At 60.0% G+C, this 16007-nt stretch carries 17 protein-coding genes and 1 pseudogene; 6 read left to right on the forward strand and 12 right to left on the reverse strand.

From position 1 onward, the window contains the following. Positions 1 to 158: 158 nt before the first annotated feature. The gene (locus ACP7E0_RS10075) at positions 159 to 590 is read right to left on the reverse strand and encodes a DoxX family protein (protein ID WP_426124670.1); all 432 of its coding nucleotides are present in this window, start codon (positions 588 to 590) and stop codon (positions 159 to 161) included. Between the two features lie 37 nt (positions 591 to 627). Beyond that, complete coding sequence (locus tag ACP7E0_RS10080; protein WP_426124671.1) at positions 628 to 1035, reverse strand: RidA family protein; 408 nt, start codon at positions 1033 to 1035, stop codon at positions 628 to 630. Between the two features lie 147 nt (positions 1036 to 1182). On the opposite strand from ACP7E0_RS10080, the gene ACP7E0_RS10085 reads away from it, so the two are divergent. The 5 genes and pseudogenes from ACP7E0_RS10085 to ACP7E0_RS10105 all read left to right on the forward strand — a co-directional run bounded on the left by ACP7E0_RS10085 (position 1183) and on the right by ACP7E0_RS10105 (position 3940). After that, the gene (locus tag ACP7E0_RS10085; RefSeq protein WP_426124673.1) at positions 1183 to 2103 is read left to right on the forward strand and encodes a LysR substrate-binding domain-containing protein; all 921 of its coding nucleotides are present in this window, start codon (positions 1183 to 1185) and stop codon (positions 2101 to 2103) included. Positions 2104 to 2274: 171 nt separating this feature from the next. Beyond that, positions 2275 to 2683: pseudogene (locus ACP7E0_RS10090) on the forward strand (CopG family transcriptional regulator). A 138-nt stretch (positions 2684 to 2821) separates the two neighbouring features. After that, positions 2822 to 3094 (forward strand): NAD(P)H-binding protein, encoded by a 273-nt coding sequence (locus tag ACP7E0_RS10095; protein ID WP_426124674.1) that lies wholly within the window; start codon positions 2822 to 2824, stop codon positions 3092 to 3094. A gap of 5 nt (positions 3095 to 3099) precedes the next feature. Beyond that, complete coding sequence (locus ACP7E0_RS10100) at positions 3100 to 3459, forward strand: ArsR/SmtB family transcription factor (protein WP_426124675.1); 360 nt, start codon at positions 3100 to 3102, stop codon at positions 3457 to 3459. Then, positions 3443 to 3940, forward strand: a complete 498-nt coding sequence (locus ACP7E0_RS10105) for an SRPBCC family protein (protein ID WP_426124677.1) — start codon at positions 3443 to 3445, stop codon at positions 3938 to 3940. Before ACP7E0_RS10100 ends, ACP7E0_RS10105 begins: the two co-directional genes overlap by 17 nt. 55 nt (positions 3941 to 3995) lie before the next feature. Here the strand turns inward: ACP7E0_RS10105 and guaA are convergent, their stop codons facing one another. From guaA to ACP7E0_RS10125, 4 genes are all read right to left on the reverse strand, one after another. Further along, positions 3996 to 5558 (reverse strand): glutamine-hydrolyzing GMP synthase, encoded by a 1563-nt coding sequence (guaA, locus tag ACP7E0_RS10110; RefSeq protein WP_426124678.1) that lies wholly within the window; start codon positions 5556 to 5558, stop codon positions 3996 to 3998. Positions 5559 to 5666: 108 nt separating this feature from the next. Then, on the reverse strand, positions 5667 to 6305 hold the full coding sequence (locus ACP7E0_RS10115; protein ID WP_426124680.1) for a 5'-methylthioadenosine/S-adenosylhomocysteine nucleosidase: 639 nt from the start codon (positions 6303 to 6305) through the stop codon (positions 5667 to 5669). Then, positions 6302 to 6688, reverse strand: coding sequence for a PaaI family thioesterase (locus tag ACP7E0_RS10120; RefSeq protein ID WP_426124938.1), 387 nt, complete (start codon positions 6686 to 6688; stop codon positions 6302 to 6304). Before ACP7E0_RS10120 ends, ACP7E0_RS10115 begins: the two co-directional genes overlap by 4 nt. 122 nt (positions 6689 to 6810) lie before the next feature. Continuing rightward, positions 6811 to 7263 (reverse strand): TspO/MBR family protein, encoded by a 453-nt coding sequence (locus tag ACP7E0_RS10125; protein WP_426124681.1) that lies wholly within the window; start codon positions 7261 to 7263, stop codon positions 6811 to 6813. Between the two features lie 83 nt (positions 7264 to 7346). Here ACP7E0_RS10125 and ACP7E0_RS10130 point away from each other — a divergent pair, with 83 nt between their 5' ends. Continuing rightward, positions 7347 to 7886, forward strand: a complete 540-nt coding sequence (locus ACP7E0_RS10130; protein ID WP_426124683.1) for a GNAT family N-acetyltransferase — start codon at positions 7347 to 7349, stop codon at positions 7884 to 7886. An 11-nt stretch (positions 7887 to 7897) separates the two neighbouring features. Here the strand turns inward: ACP7E0_RS10130 and ACP7E0_RS10135 are convergent, their stop codons facing one another. From ACP7E0_RS10135 to ACP7E0_RS10160, 6 genes are all read right to left on the reverse strand, one after another. Next, positions 7898 to 9004 carry a DUF1513 domain-containing protein gene (locus ACP7E0_RS10135; protein WP_426124684.1) on the reverse strand — a complete coding sequence of 369 codons (1107 nt, stop codon included), beginning with the start codon at positions 9002 to 9004 and terminating at the stop codon, positions 7898 to 7900. Between the two features lie 199 nt (positions 9005 to 9203). Next, complete coding sequence (locus ACP7E0_RS10140) at positions 9204 to 10193, reverse strand: magnesium transporter CorA family protein (RefSeq protein ID WP_426124686.1); 990 nt, start codon at positions 10191 to 10193, stop codon at positions 9204 to 9206. 216 nt (positions 10194 to 10409) lie between these two features. After that, entirely contained in the window at positions 10410 to 11537 is a 1128-nt protein-coding gene (locus tag ACP7E0_RS10145) for an imelysin family protein (RefSeq protein ID WP_426124688.1), read from the reverse strand. Further along, complete coding sequence (locus ACP7E0_RS10150; protein ID WP_426124689.1) at positions 11537 to 13126, reverse strand: di-heme oxidoredictase family protein; 1590 nt, start codon at positions 13124 to 13126, stop codon at positions 11537 to 11539. The genes ACP7E0_RS10145 and ACP7E0_RS10150 overlap by 1 nt, the downstream gene beginning before the upstream one ends. A gap of 50 nt (positions 13127 to 13176) precedes the next feature. Then, positions 13177 to 14457 carry an imelysin family protein gene (locus tag ACP7E0_RS10155; protein ID WP_426124691.1) on the reverse strand — a complete coding sequence of 427 codons (1281 nt, stop codon included), beginning with the start codon at positions 14455 to 14457 and terminating at the stop codon, positions 13177 to 13179. A gap of 224 nt (positions 14458 to 14681) precedes the next feature. After that, positions 14682 to 15971: an RsmB/NOP family class I SAM-dependent RNA methyltransferase gene (locus ACP7E0_RS10160; protein ID WP_426124692.1), complete on the reverse strand. Its 1290-nt coding sequence runs from the start codon at positions 15969 to 15971 to the stop codon at positions 14682 to 14684. Positions 15972 to 16007: the final 36 nt, after the last annotated feature.

The following is a 16007-nucleotide window of genomic DNA, read 5'->3' on the forward strand; positions in this document are numbered from 1 at the left end:
GGCCGGTTTCTTTCTACGGTTGCGGACAGACTGACACCAAACGCTGTCATTGAACAGGACGATACTCTAAAAAATTTCGCGCGCGCAATGCTGCAAACCATTCGTCCTTCTGCGCGCTATTGCCAGTGCGCAGAAGAGATTTGGAAGCTTTTTTTTGCTCAGTCTTTACGCGTGATGGGAAACAGCCGGCGAAGTCTCTGGTCTTTTAGAAACAGCCCACCCCACACCAAGACGCCAAGGTAAACTCCAAAGAGCGTATGGCTGACCAGCGGGCTGCCGATACGGACATGGGCGGCGATAGCGCCACCGAGGTAGGCGGTGAGCAAGATTGCACCCAGAAACGCTGTGCGCGGCCAGACATAGAGCATGATGCAGGCCAGCAAGAGTGAGCCCATGCCCTGGGCAAACCCAATATCTGCGGGCCAGCCCATCGCGCGATACGTCTCAAGCACAACGTCCAGCGGTATCAGCTTGATCACACTGTCAAATGTCAGGAAGGCTACGGCCAGCCCCGAGGCAATTCGGCCAGCCCAGAGAGCACGCCTGTCGTCCATCGAAAAAAGGGACGGGTTTTGTGAGAGATGAGGCATTTCGGAAATCCTTTTGATAGGCGTAACGGATGCGCCGTCACGCACGGCGAACCTTGCTTTTGGAGGGCAGAACCGCCGCAATCGCTTCGATCTCGATCAGAGCTTCAGGGTCGTAGAGGGCCTTGACCTCAGCGATCGTGTCGGCCGGATAGGGCTTGGAGAAGAACTTGCGGCGAAGTTCGACGACTTCCTGAAAATTGCCCATGTCGGTGACGAAAATCGTCACTTTGACGACATCCTTCAGCCTCGATCCCCCGGCCTCCAAAGCCCGGCGAAGATTGGCAAAAGCCTGCTCGCCTTGAGCACGGAAACCGCCGCTTACAATTTTTCCGTCCTCTCCCGCTGCGGCTTGGCCAGAGATGAACAGAAGGTTGCCGAACTTGATGCCCTGCGACAGCAGGAAAGGTTCGTAATGGTCAGGTTTGGTAATGACGCGTTCCAGCATTGTCCGATCCTTCTTAAGCGCCGAAGGAGAGATGAATTCATCTCCTTTGCTTCGGCTTCCCCTATGATATGTGAGCGAATGTAGGGATCGACAAATTCCAATTTGTCAGGCATTGGATGAATTGAATTCAGCTATATAGTGAAACTAATGCGCAGACTTCCTCCTCTTTCCGCCCTTCGCGCATTCGAGGCGGCCGCCAGGCATGGCAGTTTCAAGAATGCGGCGAATGAACTTGCCGTGACGCCGACGGCGATTAGTCACCAGATCCGCTCACTCGAGGAACATACCGGCCTGACGCTGTTCGAGCGAAAAGTCCGCAAAGTCGTCCTGACTGAAGCCGGCGTGCAGCTCTACCCTGTGCTGCGGGATGGTTTCGACGGTTTCGAGGCCATGCTTGAGCGCTTGGTGCGATCACAGAAAAGAGCGCGGGTGACGATTTCTGCGACCAACGCTTTCACGGTGAAGTTGCTGGTTCCTAGGGTTGCCAATTTTCGAAAGCTGCACCCCGGCATAGATCTGCATTTGCATGCCTCAGACGAAACCGTCGACCTTGCTGATGGCGCGATCGATATCGCCATCCGCTACGGTCGAGGACCTTATCCAGGGTTACTTACTGAGGTTATGTTTGCAGATCAGTTCGCACCGCTTGCGCATCCAAACTTCGGCGCACTTTCGCCTCAAGATCTGAACACGGTTCCTCTCATTCATTTCCAATGGAAGAGAACTCACCTATTGAACCCGACCTGGGAGAACTGGTTTGCGCAAGCTGGGCTGCCGTGGACTTCCCCCCTCGGACAACTCCGCTTTTCAGACGAAGGACATGCAATCCAGGCGGCGGTCGCGGGACAGGGGATCGCGCTGCTGAGTTTGGCGCTCGCGGCAGACGAACTTGCCGCTGGTCACCTGGTGCAGCCCTTTGGCCCGTCCATTGACGGGTATACGTACCATCTTGTCATGAACAGTGCCCAATCGCGGAACGCAAGCGTCAGCGCTGCGGCCGAGTGGCTCCGCTCGGAAGTGCAGCTGATGCGGCAGGCGAGAACAGATGGTGCGGAGATTGGCCCATGAAGGGCCACCCTGAAAATCCATGCCAGACTGATCGGCTTTCCTGCCGCTTAAAGAGCGCAACGCTCTTGCCGTGAAGCGCTGCGGGGCAAGTCTTATTTAGGAAGAACGTGTGGCAGATAGATGCCGGTCATTCCCACTCGATCATCAAACAACCTCACCTTGCCCGTCGAGATGATCACCCGGACCAACGAGCTGTCGGAGCGCAAGAACATCTCGCGATCGGCCATCGTCGAGGCGGCCGTGGAGTCGTTCCTGTCGCCTGATGCCGCCGGTCGGCGCGGGGCGACCTTCACCCGCCGGATGGACCGGCAGTCACGCCAGGCGCAACGGATCGAACGCGACCTTGGAGTCACGGTGGAGACGTTGGCGCTGTTCGTCCGGTTATGGCTGACGATCACGCCGCCATTGTCTGGTGATGCGCAGGCCGCAGCGCGGATCAAGGGTCGCGAGCGCTTAGAAGCGCTTCGTCGAGACGCTCGGCAAAAGGCTTCAGAAAGGTCATAGCTTTCTTCGCGAAATCCCGGACGTTGCCGGAAGGGTGCACGGCGATCATGACACTTCGCCGACAGAGGGCCGATAGCGTTCGCTTGTCGTCGATCAAAGTCGAATCGTTAAGGTACGGAAAACTCGTCCGATCAAACCGGACATCACAGCACATTATCCAGCCAACCGGACTTCCTACATGCACCCACATGATAGTTCGACAAAAGGTTTGACGATGGCAATATTTCTTACAGGAGCGGGTGGCTATATTGGAGGTGAAATCGGCCAAAAGCTTGTAAACGCCGGTTATGGGGTGCGCGGCCTCGTCCGCAATGCAGACCAAATTGAGAAGCTGAGCGGATCGGGTATCCAGCCCGTGCTTGGCATGCTGGAAGACTATGAGTTGCTACTCGCCGAGGCACGACATTCGTCTGGCGTCATTCGCTGGTATGCTGGACCATCCTGGGCCTCCCCCTTGCATGCCAACAATTCGTCGGCTATATACTGAACCACATGGTTCAGTATATTACGCCCCGTCTCGACGCCTCGTTCGCCGCGCTGTCGGACGCCACCCGACGCGGCGTTCTGGAGCAGCTCGGACGAGCAGATGCTTCGATCACGGAGCTTGCCGAGACGTTCCACATGACCCTCACGGGCATGAAGAAGCACGTCGGCGTCCTGGAGCAGGCCGGACTGGTCACCACGGAGAAAATCGGGCGCGTGCGGACCTGCAAGCTCGGCCTACGCCGGCTGGAGGAAGAGGCGGCATGGATCGAGAGCTACCGCCAACTCTGGGATACACGCTTCGATGCGTTGGACGAGATTGTCGAGGAATTGAAACAAAGGGAGAAAGTCGATGGACAAAGGAAGTGATCATGAGCTCATGAACAGCCGCACGACGATCGAACCAAAGTCCGAGCGCGAGCTGGTGGTGACGCGGACCTTCAACGCCCCGGCGCGCATCGTCTATGAGGCGTGGACCAAGGCCGAGCTGTTCATGCGGTGGTGGGCACCGAAATCGACAGGCGTGCCTCTGCTTTCCTGCGAGATGGATGTTCGTGTCGGAGGCGGCTACCGTGTTGCGTTTGGCCAGGATGCCTCAAGCGCTATGGAATTCTTCGGCAAGTACATCGAAGTGATACCGAACACGCGCCTCGTCTGGACGAATGAGGAAAGTGATGACGCTGCCGTGACCACGGTGACCTTCGAAGACAAAGGCGACGTGACGCTTCTGACCCTGCACGAACTCTACCCCACCAAGGAAGCCCTCGACGAAGCCTGCGCCGGCATGGAAGGCGGCATGCCCGAGCAGTTCGAGCAGCTCGACGAACTCCTGCTCACGCTCAGCGCATAAGGGTTGCGAGGTGGATCAATGCAACGGCGGTGCATAACGCCGCCGTTCGCCTCTGTTACTCCCACTCGATCGTGCCGGGCGGCTTGCTTGTCACATCATAAACAACGCGGTTGATGCCGCGGACTTCGTTGATGATGCGGGTGGCGGCGCGGCCGAGGAAGTCCATGTCGTAGTGGTAGAAATCGGCGGTCATGCCATCCACCGAAGTGACGGCGCGCAGGGCGCAGACGAATTCGTAGGTGCGGCCATCGCCCATGACGCCGACGGTCTGGACCGGCAGCAGCACGGCAAACGCCTGCCAGATGGCGTCGTAAAGGCCGGCCTTGCGAATTTCGTCGAGATAGACGGCATCGGCTTCGCGCAGGATTTCGAGCTTTTCGCGGGTAATGCCGCCTGGGCAGCGGATGGCAAGGCCCGGACCCGGGAACGGGTGACGGCCGATGAACGAGTCAGGCAGGCCGAGCTCCTTGCCGAGGATGCGGACTTCATCCTTGAACAGTTCGCGCAACGGCTCGACCAGCTGCATGTTCATGCGATCAGGCAGGCCGCCGACATTATGGTGCGACTTGATGGTGACCGACGGGCCGCCGGTGAAGGAAACGCTTTCGATGACATCCGGATAGAGCGTGCCCTGGGCGAGGAAATCGGCGCCGCCAAGCTTCTTGGCTTCCGCTTCGAACACGTCGATGAACAGCCGGCCGATGGTCTTGCGCTTGGTCTCCGGATCGCTCTCGCCTTCCAGCGCATTGATGAACATGTCCGACGCATCGACATGGACCAGATGCAGATTGTAGTGCTCCTTGAACATGGCAACGACATCGGCCGCCTCGTTCTTGCGCATCAGGCCGTGGTCGACGAGGATGCAGGTCAGCTGGTCGCCGACCGCCTCATGGATCAGAAGCGCCGCAACGGAGGAATCGACCCCACCCGACAGGCCGCAGATGACGCGCTTGTCGCCGACCTGGGCACGGATATTGGCAACGGCCTTGTCGCGATAGGCGGCCATCGACCAGTCACCCTTGAGGCCGGCGATCTTGTGAACGAAATTGGCCAAGAGCTTGGCGCCATCCGGCGTGTGCACGACTTCCGGATGGAACTGCACGGCATAGAATTTCTTCGCCTCGTTGGCGATGAAAGCGAACGGCGCGTTCGGCGAAGTGGCGACGACCTCGAAACCATCCGGGATCGCGGTGACGCGGTCGCCATGGCTCATCCAGACCTGATGACGGGAACCGACAGTCCAGATACCGTCAAAAAGCGTGCATTCCTTGTCGATCTCGATGAAGGCGCGGCCGAATTCGCGGTGGTGACCGGCCTCGACCTTGCCGCCAAGCTGTTCGCACATGGTCTGCTGGCCGTAGCAGATGCCGAGAACCGGCACGCCGCTATCAAACACCAGCTGCGGTGCACGCGGCGAGCCGATGTCCAGCGTCGAAGCCGGGCTGCCGGACAGAATGATCGCCTTCGGATTGAGACGCTTGAAGCCTTCATCGGCCGACTGGAAGGGTACGATCTCGCAATAGACGCCGGTCTCGCGCACACGTCGCGCGATCAGCTGGGTGACCTGGCTGCCGAAATCGACGATGAGAACGGTATCGGGATGGACTGTCGCTGTCATGACGCGCTTCCGTTGGCTTGGCTTATTTGATGGGGAACTGTGGGCAGCCTTTAATTAAAGGCAGCCCCAAGCGCAACGATTACATTGCACCCGGACAATTTTGCGGCTTCAGACGGCGATTTCGCCGGTTTTGACGGCCTTTTCGAGTGCATCGATCGCCCTTGCCAGCTTCTCGTCGATCACGTGCAGATATTCCGTCCAGTCGCCGATATGCTTGAGTTCCGCCTTGCCGTCGGAAATGCCGCGCAGGCCGATCAGCGGAATACCGAAGGACTGGCAGGCGCGAAGGACCGCGAAGGTTTCCATTTCCACCATGTCGGCGGCAATGGCCTGGTACGCAGCACCGGAAACGATGTTGGCGCCGGTCGAAAGGCTGGCCGTCTCGACGCCGGGTACGCGCAACGGCAGATCGACCGTGACAGGCAGATCGAGAAACGGCGTCGCGCCCTTTACAAAGCCGAGCGGTGAAGCGTCCATATCGCGATAGGCAACCGAGGTGGCCTGATAGACTTCGGCCTGTTCCAGCCGGGCAGAACCGGCAGAGCCGAGCGAGATGACGAGATCAGGCAGGCTGTTGCGGTGCGCCAGTTCCGCGAGCGTGCGCGTCAGCGTTACCGCCGCTTCGACCGGACCGACACCGGTCATAAAGGGCGAGATGCGCTCGCGCAGGTGCACGCCGTATTCGGCATCGACGGCCATCACGTAGAGCAGGCTCTTATCCGCTACATGCTTCAGTTCGAATGTCATCCTTCGATCCCCTCGCGCCCACGGATCACCATCATCGTGCCGGTCATCGAGGCGATCAGCTTGGCCGGGCAATCCTGCGAAATCGCATAACCACGGCCGTCGGAGACGATGATCGTCGTGCCGGGTTTCGTCACTTCGCCGCGAAACAGGAAGCGTTCGCCCCGGCCCGGCGACATCAGATTGACCTTGAACTCAATGGTCAGGATCGAGGCATCCGGATCGATCACCGAATAGGCGGCATAGGTGCCGGCGGCATCGAGCGCTGCTGAAATGATCCCCGCATGCAGAAAACCATGCTGCTGGGTCAGTTTCTCATCGAACGGAAGCTCGATCTCGACCGAGCCCTGCTCCACCCGTGTCAGTTCCGCCCCGATGGTGGCCATGGCGGGCTGGCGGCCGAAGCTATTGCGGATGCGCTCGCGAAATTCCACCTTGTGCTCTCTATGTCTCAGTTTCTGGTCGCCGTTGCGCAGACAGTCGCATGGCGGAAAAACAAGGACAAGCCTCAATTCATGAGGAAAATCGACGTGTTGAGCAATGTGGCGAATGCGACCCAGGCGAGATAGGGCACAAACAGCAGCGCAGAGAGATCATCCTGCTTCCGGCTCACAATGATGAACCCAACGATCGAGATCAGGAGCGCGACGATGACGATCAGCGCCAGCGCAATTTCCCGAAACCCGAAGAACAGTGGCGACCAAGCGAAATTGAAGATCATCTGCGCCACCCAGAACCGCATCGCCGTGGTGTCGCGATGGTTGAGTAAGGTGCGGGCGCCGACAAAGCCGATGATGACGTAAAGCGCTGACCAGACCGGCGCGAAAATCCAGTTGGGTGGATTGAAGGAGGGCTTTGCCAGCGACTGGTACCATTCGCCAGGAATGTTGTTGATGCCGATCAACAGGCCGCAGCCGAGAACGATGACGATGAAGAGGATATGGATCAGGATACGGTTCATGCAGCCGACATAGGGCGAGCATGAACCGAACGCCAGATGGACCGGGCTTTTAATTTGCCACCGGCAATCCCAATATCATCGTCATGAGCGACCAAAAATCTTTCGAGATCAGGCCGGGCACGAGCGATGATCTGTTCATGATCGCCGGAGTGCTGGTCGACACATGGCGATCGACCTTTCGTGGCTTGCTGGCAGACGTTTTTCTCGATGGCATGTCACGCGAAGAACAGGCCGTCCGCCACGCCCGGCGCATGGGCGCTCCGGGCGTCTGCTATCTGGTCGCGGTCGAGCCTTCGGCCAATGAAATCATCGGCTTTGCCAATTTCGGGCCGGGTCGCGGCAAAGTGCCCGACGATATCCACGAGATTTATGCACTGTATGTCCGGGCCGGCTATCAGGGTTCGGGGATCGGCACCGCGCTCGTCTGCTCGGCGGCAAGGCACTGCGCGGAGCAAGGGGCAAAGTCGCTATTTGCCTGGGTCCTGTCCGGCAATCCCAACCGGCCATTCTACGAGCGGCTGGGGGCAAAAGCGGTCGAAACAACCAGTATCGGGCTGGGCAATCGGAGTTACGAACAGGTTGCCTATCTCTGGGAGGATATTGCACCTCTCTTAAAGCGCTAATCGGCCTGTGATCAGAGCTTGCCGACCCTGACGATATGCTGGTCCCAGGCGACCCGGCTTTTGGTTTCGCCGAACGCGCCCGAATAGGACGATGCGACGAAGCCATGTGCCGATGGCGCGATCCCGGCCGCATCGGCAAGGCTTTGCTGCCGCACGACCCGGCCGGTCCTTGCATCGATCGTCACCTCAGCGCCGCCTTTGGGCGATGTCAGGCCGACCAATCCGTCGCGCCGGTTGACCGCAATGGCACCGACATAGTTGGCGAGCGCCAGTGTCGTCTCCTCCGGCAAATCCAAGAACCGGATGTCCTCGCCGCGCGAAAAAGAACCGGCGAGCGGCGGCAGATCGTTGCGGGCACCCTCGTACTGGCAGGCAAACCAGACTTTTCCATCCGCATCGATATCGACATGGCGGGTCGAGAGCTGGCGCAGGTTGTCCGGCATCGCGTGACGTTCGATCAGCGCGCCGGTGGCCGTGTCGATCAGCGCCAGCGACGGTTCCATATGGTCGAGATTGAGCTTGGTGCGGCCGAAATCAGGATGGGTTTCAATGCCACCATTGGCAACCACCAGCATCCGCCCATCCGCCGACAGGGTCATGTCGTGCGGGCCGATACCATAGGACGGAAACTCGCCGATGCGGGAAAAACTGTTGGTGCCGTCGTAAACGCCGATCATGCCGCGATTGCCGGCAAAATCATTCTCCGTTGCATAGAGCAGGCGGCCATCCGCCGAGAAGCAGCCGTGGCCATAAAAGTGCCGGCCTTCGACGGAGGTGATCACGATCGGCTCGATGCTATCATCCGGCGCTAAGATCATTGCATAGGTGCCGGGACGGCGGGCGAAGGCGACGGCACGGTTGCTAACCGGCGACCAAGTCATGCCATGGGCGCGGGCAGGCAGCGGCACCCGCTCGATAATCTCTCCCTCCTCCGTCAGCGTCGCCACGCCATAGGAGCCATCAGGCGCCATGAATGCGGAGGCATAGATGGCGTCAGTGCGTGACAGGGCGAAGGCTGCTTGCGGGGCAAGGGTCGCGGCCCAGACGGCACCGGCCATTGTCAGGAAGGTGCGGCGGTCGGTGAGAATTTGGCTGGTGGAGATGTTTTGGTATGCCATGCAAACAGATCCAAATTGGCCGGTGTCGCTTTCTAGCCTCCGTCATTCCTGTGCTCGTCACAGGAATCCAGCCATGCGACGTCCGTCGCATGGAAGAGTCTCTTGCGGCGCGTCCGCGCCGCAACTGGATCCCCGCCACAAGGGCGAGGATGACGGAGAATCTGGGAAATCGCCAGAGACACCGGGGTGAATAACGCGATTAAAGCCAGCCTCGCCGCTTGAAATAGAGGAACGGCAGGAAGGCTGACAGCACCATGATGAACAGGGCCAGCGGATAACCGAACTGGAACTTCAGCTCCGGCATCGCATCGAAGTTCATGCCGTAGATCGAGGCGACCAGCGTCGGCGGCAGGAAGACGACGGATGCCACCGAGAAGATCTTGATGATTTGGTTCTGCTCGAGATTGATCAGGCCCAGCGTCGCATCGAGCAGGAAATTGATCTTGTTCGACAGGAACAAGGCGTGGTCGCCAAGCGAAGCGGCGTCGCGCTGGATTAGCTTGATCCGCTGGCGGCTTTCCTTGATCGCCTTGCGCGTGCCGATCCCATCCAGCGCCGTATGATAGGCGACGAGACGTCCGACGCTGACGAGGCTTTCGCGGATGACGCTGAGGAAATCGCCCTTCTGACCGATCTGCTCGATCAAAGACTGCAGGTCGCGGGTCTTCTTGGTGACGCTCGAATGGTTCTTGCGAAACACCTCCCGCGAAATGGCGTCGATCTCGTTGCCGATCCGCTCCAAAGCATCGGCCGTACGATCGATCATCGCTTCCAGCAGGCCGAGCATGACCAGTTCGCCGCTTTCGCAGGAGATGCCGTTCAGGCGCTGCGTGCGTGCGGCATAGAGATGAAACGGTTTGGGATCAGCATGACGGACGGTGACCAATGTCGCGCCCTTCAGGATGAAGGTCACCGGCACCTTGATCGGGTTGTCGCCATCGAGTTCGGTTGCCGCCGTCATCGTCATGAACTCGGCGCCGTCCTCCTGATACAGGCGGTCGGAGAGTTCGATCTCCTGCATTTCATCGCGCGTCGGAATTTCGATGCCGAGCTGCTGTTCGACGATCCGGGTTTCATCCTGGGCGGGATTGAACAGGTCGAACCATACGACCGGTGTGATGTCACTCAGTTCCGGGATGGCGTCGATAACGGCAAGGTGATTGTTCTGGCAGGAATAGATGCGCAGCATGTCGGGTTCCAATCTGGCAAGTCGTCGACCGCCAGCGGACACCCTTGTGATCAGGGCCTGACGGACGAAAAAATCGAAGCTCTACTTCGACTGTCGGGGTTCATGATCCGTTGATCCTTGTTTGGCCGTGCTCACAGGTGAACACGGCCGATCCCTTGCGCCAATGTGTGTTTGTTGTCAACCGCTTGCTAGCGGCCGGAATGCAGTCTTTTTTGCTCAATCGCCATCGGCAAAAGAGAAGCCGGAGCTCAGCCCGATCGCGGCACCAAAATCGAGATTGAGGCGCTGCAGGACATCGTTGGTATTCTGCAGGATACGGTTCAGCCTGCCGCGCTGTTCGTCGTTCGCAATCGCCTCTTCGACCGGCAAATCGATCTCGTCGAGATCATCGACGATCGCCTGCAGCAGATAGTTGACGGCGCTGACCACATCGCCGTTGCCATCCGGCAAAAGCGCCTTCATGTCTGCGGTGTTGAATAGGGTATGCAGCGCCGTAAAGTTCGCCGAGAGCGCCGGCATCGTATTGCCGGAGCGCCAGTAGATCGCCATTTTCGGGTGGCCCTTGTCGGGCTCGCCCTTGATGATGCCGGCATAAAACGGCCGCAGCCGCTGGTCCCGGATGGCTTCGACACCATGAACGAGGATGCCGAGCAGTTCAGTGGCAGCTTCCTTGCCATCGCGGTAGATCGGATTGTTCGGGCCGGGTTTCTTCCAGGCGGCCTGGATGCCATCGGGCTTTTCCCAATCCGCATGCAGTTCACCAGCCACCGCTTTCAGGTTGTCGGCAATGGCTGCGCCATAGCGGCAGCGAAAACCGTTCTTCTCCGTCGGCAGGATTTCGGCTCCGGTACCGTACAGCACGTATTCCAGCGCGCCGAGTCCCTGCGCCGCAACGCTCTTGCCTTTGAGAGTTTCCGCCGAGGTCGCCGTTTCGTCATTCGTTGCCAGAATACGCTGAACCTGCTTCAGGCCGGTGCTCTTGCGATCCGGGAAAAACAGGAAGCGCTCGAAACGGTTGCCTTCGATCACCGGCCCGACGCGAACGATCTCGATCATCGACCATTGCTGCACGACTTCGTCAAAGCTCATCTGCACGTCACCGAGCGTTTCATCGGAGGGCTTTTCGCAAAGCATATGCGCCGCCTCGGCCAGCGCTTCCGTGCCCTCCAGCAGATCGCGGTAGCCGGGGCGGATGAAATCGTCGATGGCCTTCTGCATGACACCAGCCACCGCCTCCTGTTTCAGCCCGGCGCGTGGCGCCACCGCCTCTTCATCTTCCGCCATGACAGAGAGCGGCATGAAGGCAAGGCTCAAACCGAGAAGCAGGATATGCCGGTAGCGCATCAGAGAGACTCCAGAAATGTGATCAGGGCTTGTCTATCGGCTCTTTCCAGCGCGGCAAACCGGTCACGGGCTTTTGCTGCCTCGCCGCCATGCCAGAGGACGGCTTCCGTCAGGTTACGGGCGCGCCCGTCATGCAGGAAGAACGTGTGGCCACTCACCGTCTTGGTCAAGCCGATCCCCCAGAGCGGCGGCGTACGCCATTCGCTGCCCGACGCGACACCCACCGGCTGGCCATCGGAAAGCCCTTCGCCCATGTCATGCAGCAGAAAGTCGGAATAGGGCCAGATCAGCTGGAACGCATGCGCCGTGTTGGCGGCATCGCGGCGGGTGACGAATTTCGGCACATGGCAGGAAGCGCAGCCGCTGTCGTAAAAGACCTTCTTGCCGGCCAGTGTTTCAGCAAAGCTCGCCTTGCGTCGCGCCGGGACCGCGAGGTTTTCCGAATAGAAGGTGATGAGACCGAGGACAGGGTCGGGCGCTTCCGTATCGCCAAGGCGCGGCTGCACACCATCTGCCATCGCCAGACAGGCCGTCTGGGCGGGCGTGCAATCGCCGTGGCTGCGCCGGGCATCGGGCGACGAGATGCCTATATCGTTGGCCAAGGCGTCGGCTGCCTGCTGGCGCACCGTGGCGCTCTGGGCTTTCCAGCCGAAGCGGCCGAGCGCCAGCTTGCCGGATTGCGGATCACGGACCACCGGCAGCTTGCCACTAATGCCATCGCCATCAGTATCGTCCGGATCGGCATTCGCCATGATATCGGCCGGATGGATGGCCTCGATTAGGCCAAGGCCGGACATTACCTGCGTCACCCGTGGCGACAGGGAGGTCGTCGGGTCGAACGGCCCGTAACCGGGCTTATCGACCGAATAACTTGGCTTGCGCAGGGAAACGGTTTCTCCACCGGCCAATGTCACCGGGATTTCGGTATAGCTGATCCGCATATGGCCTTCGGCGGCAAGGCCGGGGACGGCGCTATCCTGCAGTTGCTGGCCGTAGACCGGATCAGGAAAATTCAGCACCTCGTGTGCCGCGATCGCCGCGCGCTCTGCATCGGTCTTTGGCGCGCGGGCAAGACGCAGGAACATCGACGTGGCGTCCGTGGAGCCCTCCGGCGGATGCCCTCGGCCATCCTTCAGATGACAGGTCTGGCAGGCGCGGGCATCGTAGAGTGGTCCCAGACCATCCGATGCCTGCGTCGAGGACGGCGACGACACCCAGAGCTTGCGGAACAACGCGTTGCCGAGCTTGAAGCTCTCCTCCTCGGCAAAGCTGATATTGGCGGAGAATTGCGAGAGAATATCCTGATTGACGGACGCGATCGACGTGCCCGCCCCACCGGACATGGCTTCGAACTTTTCCGCCTTGGAAAAATGGGTGGCCGGGCGGGTGACGGCCTCGACACGCCCTCGATCCGCGTCGGTCAGATCATTGCGTGTGGAAGACAGCGGTAGCTGTTCCGCACGGCCTTCCGTTTTCGCAGGAGGTTCCCCAGCTGAGAGACTGCCGCCAAAAACGGAAAAGCCGCCCGCCGCTGTCAGAAACAGAACGGCAGACGGCACGATCAGGCGTCGGACAAGCCAAGTACGCATTCAGAAAAAACCGGGCCGCTCACGGCAAGCGGCGGCCCGCCTTTGCTTTCTCATTGGAAGACAGCGTTAGGATTATCCAGGCTGTCGGAACCTTCAAGCTCGATTGTGCCAAGCTGCAGCGACGCAATGACGCGCTCGACCGTCTTGGCCTGCGCAACGAGGCCATCGATGGCCGCCTGAACGACGGCATTGCCCTCGGTATTGCCTTCACCGATCATCTGGTCGTACTTTTCCACGGTCTCGCCGCGCTTGGCCATGGCTTGCATCGCGGTGATCGTGGCGGCCAGCTTTTCCTTCATTTCCTTGTCGAGCGCCGGATCCTTGGCGGCAACGAGTTCGGACAGCGACGGGCCGGTCACCTTGGTGCCATCGACCTTGGTATATTCGCCGGTATAGGCCGACTGAATGCCGATCGCGTCATGCAGATGCGAGTTGTAGGTGTTGTCCGAGAAGCAATCATGCTCTTCTTCCGGATCGTGCAGAAGCAGGCCGAGCTTCATACGCTCGCCGGCCAGTTCGCCATAGGAGAGCGAGCCCATGCCGGTCAGGATGGCGCCAAGGCCAGCCTTGGGGTCGGCTTCGACATTCTTGGTGGCAGCGCCGTCCGGCGTCCAGTTGGCAACCATGTCCTTGAGATCGGACACGAGCAGGTCGCTGGCAGCCTTCAGATAGGCAGCGCGGCGGTCGCAATTGCCGTTGGTGCAGGCCTTGGTGTCATAGTCCGTGTAAGGACGATTGCCGGCGCCCGGGCCGGTGCCGTTCAGATCCTGGCCCCAGAGCAGGAATTCGATGGCATGGTAGCCGGTCGCCACGTTCGCCTCGATGCCGCCTGCTTCCTGCAGCGTACCTGCCAGGAATTCCGGCGTGATATTGGTGGCGTCCACGACCTTGCCGTCGATCTTGATGATCTTGTTGGCAATAACGTTGGCGGTGAACAGCGCGTTCTCGTCGCTCTCCGCGCCATAGCTAGGATCGACATAATCGATCAAGCCTTCGTCCAGCGGCCAGGCGTTGACCTTGCCTTCCCACTCGTCAACGATCGGGTTGCCGAAACGATAGACTTCGGTTTCCTGATAGGGGTTGCGGGCGGCGAGCCAGGCTTCGCGGGCGGCCTTCAGCGTCGCTTCGCTGGGTGTGGCGATCAGCGCGTCAACGGCCTTGTCGAGCGCCTCAGCGGTCGAGAGCGCATCCGAAAACTTGGCATGCGCCACATCGGCATAGTGTTTGACGACTGCGGCGGAATCGGTTGCAGCCTGCGCCGGCTGCAGCACAAGCATCGAGGTAGCGGTGGCAAGCGCCAGCGCAGCGCTGCGAAGGAATGATTTGGTCATGGCCTCTCCTGGTATTTTCCCGGATTAATCCGGCGTTCCCGCCGCCCGCTTCCGGTCGCGCAAGCCGCGCGGCCCGAGATAAGGGCGTCGCTTTTCAGCCCGGTTTTCATGAACCAAAAGCAAACTTGTGTCAAAGTGTATAGTTTAGAATGTTTTCAATGTGGACTGCGGCAGAAACGCTCGCCGCATGCTGCGACGAGCCCATCTGGAGCCTCAATCAGGGCTCAGCTCTTGCGGCCCATCACACAGAAGAAGAAACCATCGGTATCCGTGGATGCGGGCGTCAGTGTCACGGTCTTCATATCTGCAGACCAGGGCTGCCTCTTGTCGGTGCCGTAGAGATCGGCCCAGGCGTCGGCAGCAGACAGGATTTCAAACTCGGGATTGTCCTCACAGAACGCATAGACCTGCGCCTCGTTTTCCTCCGGCAGTACCGAACAGGTAACGTAGATCAGATGACCGCCGGGACGCACGAAGGAGGCGGCACCGCCAAGCGCTTCCTGCTGCTGGCCCAGCCGCTCTTCAAGGTTCTTCTGCGTCAGCCGCCACTTAGTATCCGGACGGCGGCGCCAGGTGCCGGTGCCGGTGCACGGCGCATCAACGAGAACGCGATCGAACTTGCCGGTAAACGGCATCAGGCCGTCCAGCCGGTCATGGACTTGCACGTTGCGGGTGCCGGCGCGCTTCAGACGCTCGATGATCGGGGCCAGACGCTTGCGGTCGGTGTCGTAGGCGTGGATCTGGCCCTTGTTGTTCATGGCGGCTGCCATGGCCAAGGTCTTGCCGCCACCGCCGGCGCAATAGTCGAGGATCTGGTCGTTTTCCTTCGGCATGACGAGATCGGCGACGATCTGCGAGCCCTCGTCCTGAACCTCGAACCAGCCCTTCTCGAAGGAGATTTCGGCGGTGACGTTGGGAAGGCGCGATGCGCCCTCGCCCGCCTTGACGCGGATGCCGTTGCGGGCAATGGCAGTCGGCTCGACCGCGCTGCGATCCAGCGCCTTCAACACCTTGTCGCGTGTTGCCTTCAATGTGTTGACCCGCAGGTCGAGGGCCGGACGGCCGGCCAAAGCCTGTGCTTCTTCAAGCCAGTCTTCATCGAAGTTTTCTTCAAACGACGGCTGGACCCATTCCGGAATGTCGCCCTGCACATGCAGCGGCGCATCGTCGAGCTTCCGGCCGGCAAAGGCGGCAACCATCTCGGCTGTCAGGGGCTCAGGCGCGAACTTGTCGCCTTCCAACTCGCCAGCCAGCTGTTCGGGCGAAACGCCCCACTGGCGGAACATGACCGCGTGGCCCAGCGCCGTGGCGCTGTCGCTGTCCATCAGATAGGCATGGGAGAGTTTCATCCGCAGCGCGTCATAGACGATATTGCCGATCGCAGCACGATCGCCGGATCCGGCGAAACGGTGTGCCAACCCCCAATCTTTGAGGGCATCGGCAACGGGACGCTTGCGCGTTTCGATATCGGCGAGAACCTCAATGGCTCCGGCGAGCCTGCCACCCAGTCGCATCTTTCAAACTCCATTTTCCGCCGTGGTAGCGGTGAT

It is taken from the genome of Pararhizobium sp. PWRC1-1 (genome assembly GCF_049897905.1).
Lineage (GTDB): Bacteria > Pseudomonadota > Alphaproteobacteria > Rhizobiales > Rhizobiaceae > Pararhizobium.

Excerpts from the sequence above, each read along its gene's own strand:
- ACP7E0_RS10075 (WP_426124670.1), bottom strand. The coding sequence starts at position 590 with ATGCCTCATCTCTCACAAAACCCGTCCCTTTTTTCGATGGACGACAGG.
- ACP7E0_RS10080 (WP_426124671.1), bottom strand. The coding sequence starts at position 1,035 with ATGCTGGAACGCGTCATTACCAAACCTGACCATTACGAACCTTTCCTG.
- ACP7E0_RS10085 (WP_426124673.1), top strand. The coding sequence starts at position 1,183 with ATGCGCAGACTTCCTCCTCTTTCCGCCCTTCGCGCATTCGAGGCGGCC.
- ACP7E0_RS10095 (WP_426124674.1), top strand. The coding sequence starts at position 2,822 with ATGGCAATATTTCTTACAGGAGCGGGTGGCTATATTGGAGGTGAAATC.
- ACP7E0_RS10100 (WP_426124675.1), top strand. The coding sequence starts at position 3,100 with ATGGTTCAGTATATTACGCCCCGTCTCGACGCCTCGTTCGCCGCGCTG.
- ACP7E0_RS10105 (WP_426124677.1), top strand. The coding sequence starts at position 3,443 with ATGGACAAAGGAAGTGATCATGAGCTCATGAACAGCCGCACGACGATC.
- guaA (WP_426124678.1), bottom strand. The coding sequence starts at position 5,558 with ATGACAGCGACAGTCCATCCCGATACCGTTCTCATCGTCGATTTCGGC.
- ACP7E0_RS10115 (WP_426124680.1), bottom strand. The coding sequence starts at position 6,305 with ATGACATTCGAACTGAAGCATGTAGCGGATAAGAGCCTGCTCTACGTG.
- ACP7E0_RS10120 (WP_426124938.1), bottom strand. The coding sequence starts at position 6,688 with ATGGCCACCATCGGGGCGGAACTGACACGGGTGGAGCAGGGCTCGGTC.
- ACP7E0_RS10125 (WP_426124681.1), bottom strand. The coding sequence starts at position 7,263 with ATGAACCGTATCCTGATCCATATCCTCTTCATCGTCATCGTTCTCGGC.
- ACP7E0_RS10130 (WP_426124683.1), top strand. The coding sequence starts at position 7,347 with ATGAGCGACCAAAAATCTTTCGAGATCAGGCCGGGCACGAGCGATGAT.
- ACP7E0_RS10135 (WP_426124684.1), bottom strand. The coding sequence starts at position 9,004 with ATGGCATACCAAAACATCTCCACCAGCCAAATTCTCACCGACCGCCGC.
- ACP7E0_RS10140 (WP_426124686.1), bottom strand. The coding sequence starts at position 10,193 with ATGCTGCGCATCTATTCCTGCCAGAACAATCACCTTGCCGTTATCGAC.
- ACP7E0_RS10145 (WP_426124688.1), bottom strand. The coding sequence starts at position 11,537 with ATGCGCTACCGGCATATCCTGCTTCTCGGTTTGAGCCTTGCCTTCATG.
- ACP7E0_RS10150 (WP_426124689.1), bottom strand. The coding sequence starts at position 13,126 with ATGCGTACTTGGCTTGTCCGACGCCTGATCGTGCCGTCTGCCGTTCTG.
- ACP7E0_RS10155 (WP_426124691.1), bottom strand. The coding sequence starts at position 14,457 with ATGACCAAATCATTCCTTCGCAGCGCTGCGCTGGCGCTTGCCACCGCT.
- ACP7E0_RS10160 (WP_426124692.1), bottom strand. The coding sequence starts at position 15,971 with ATGCGACTGGGTGGCAGGCTCGCCGGAGCCATTGAGGTTCTCGCCGAT.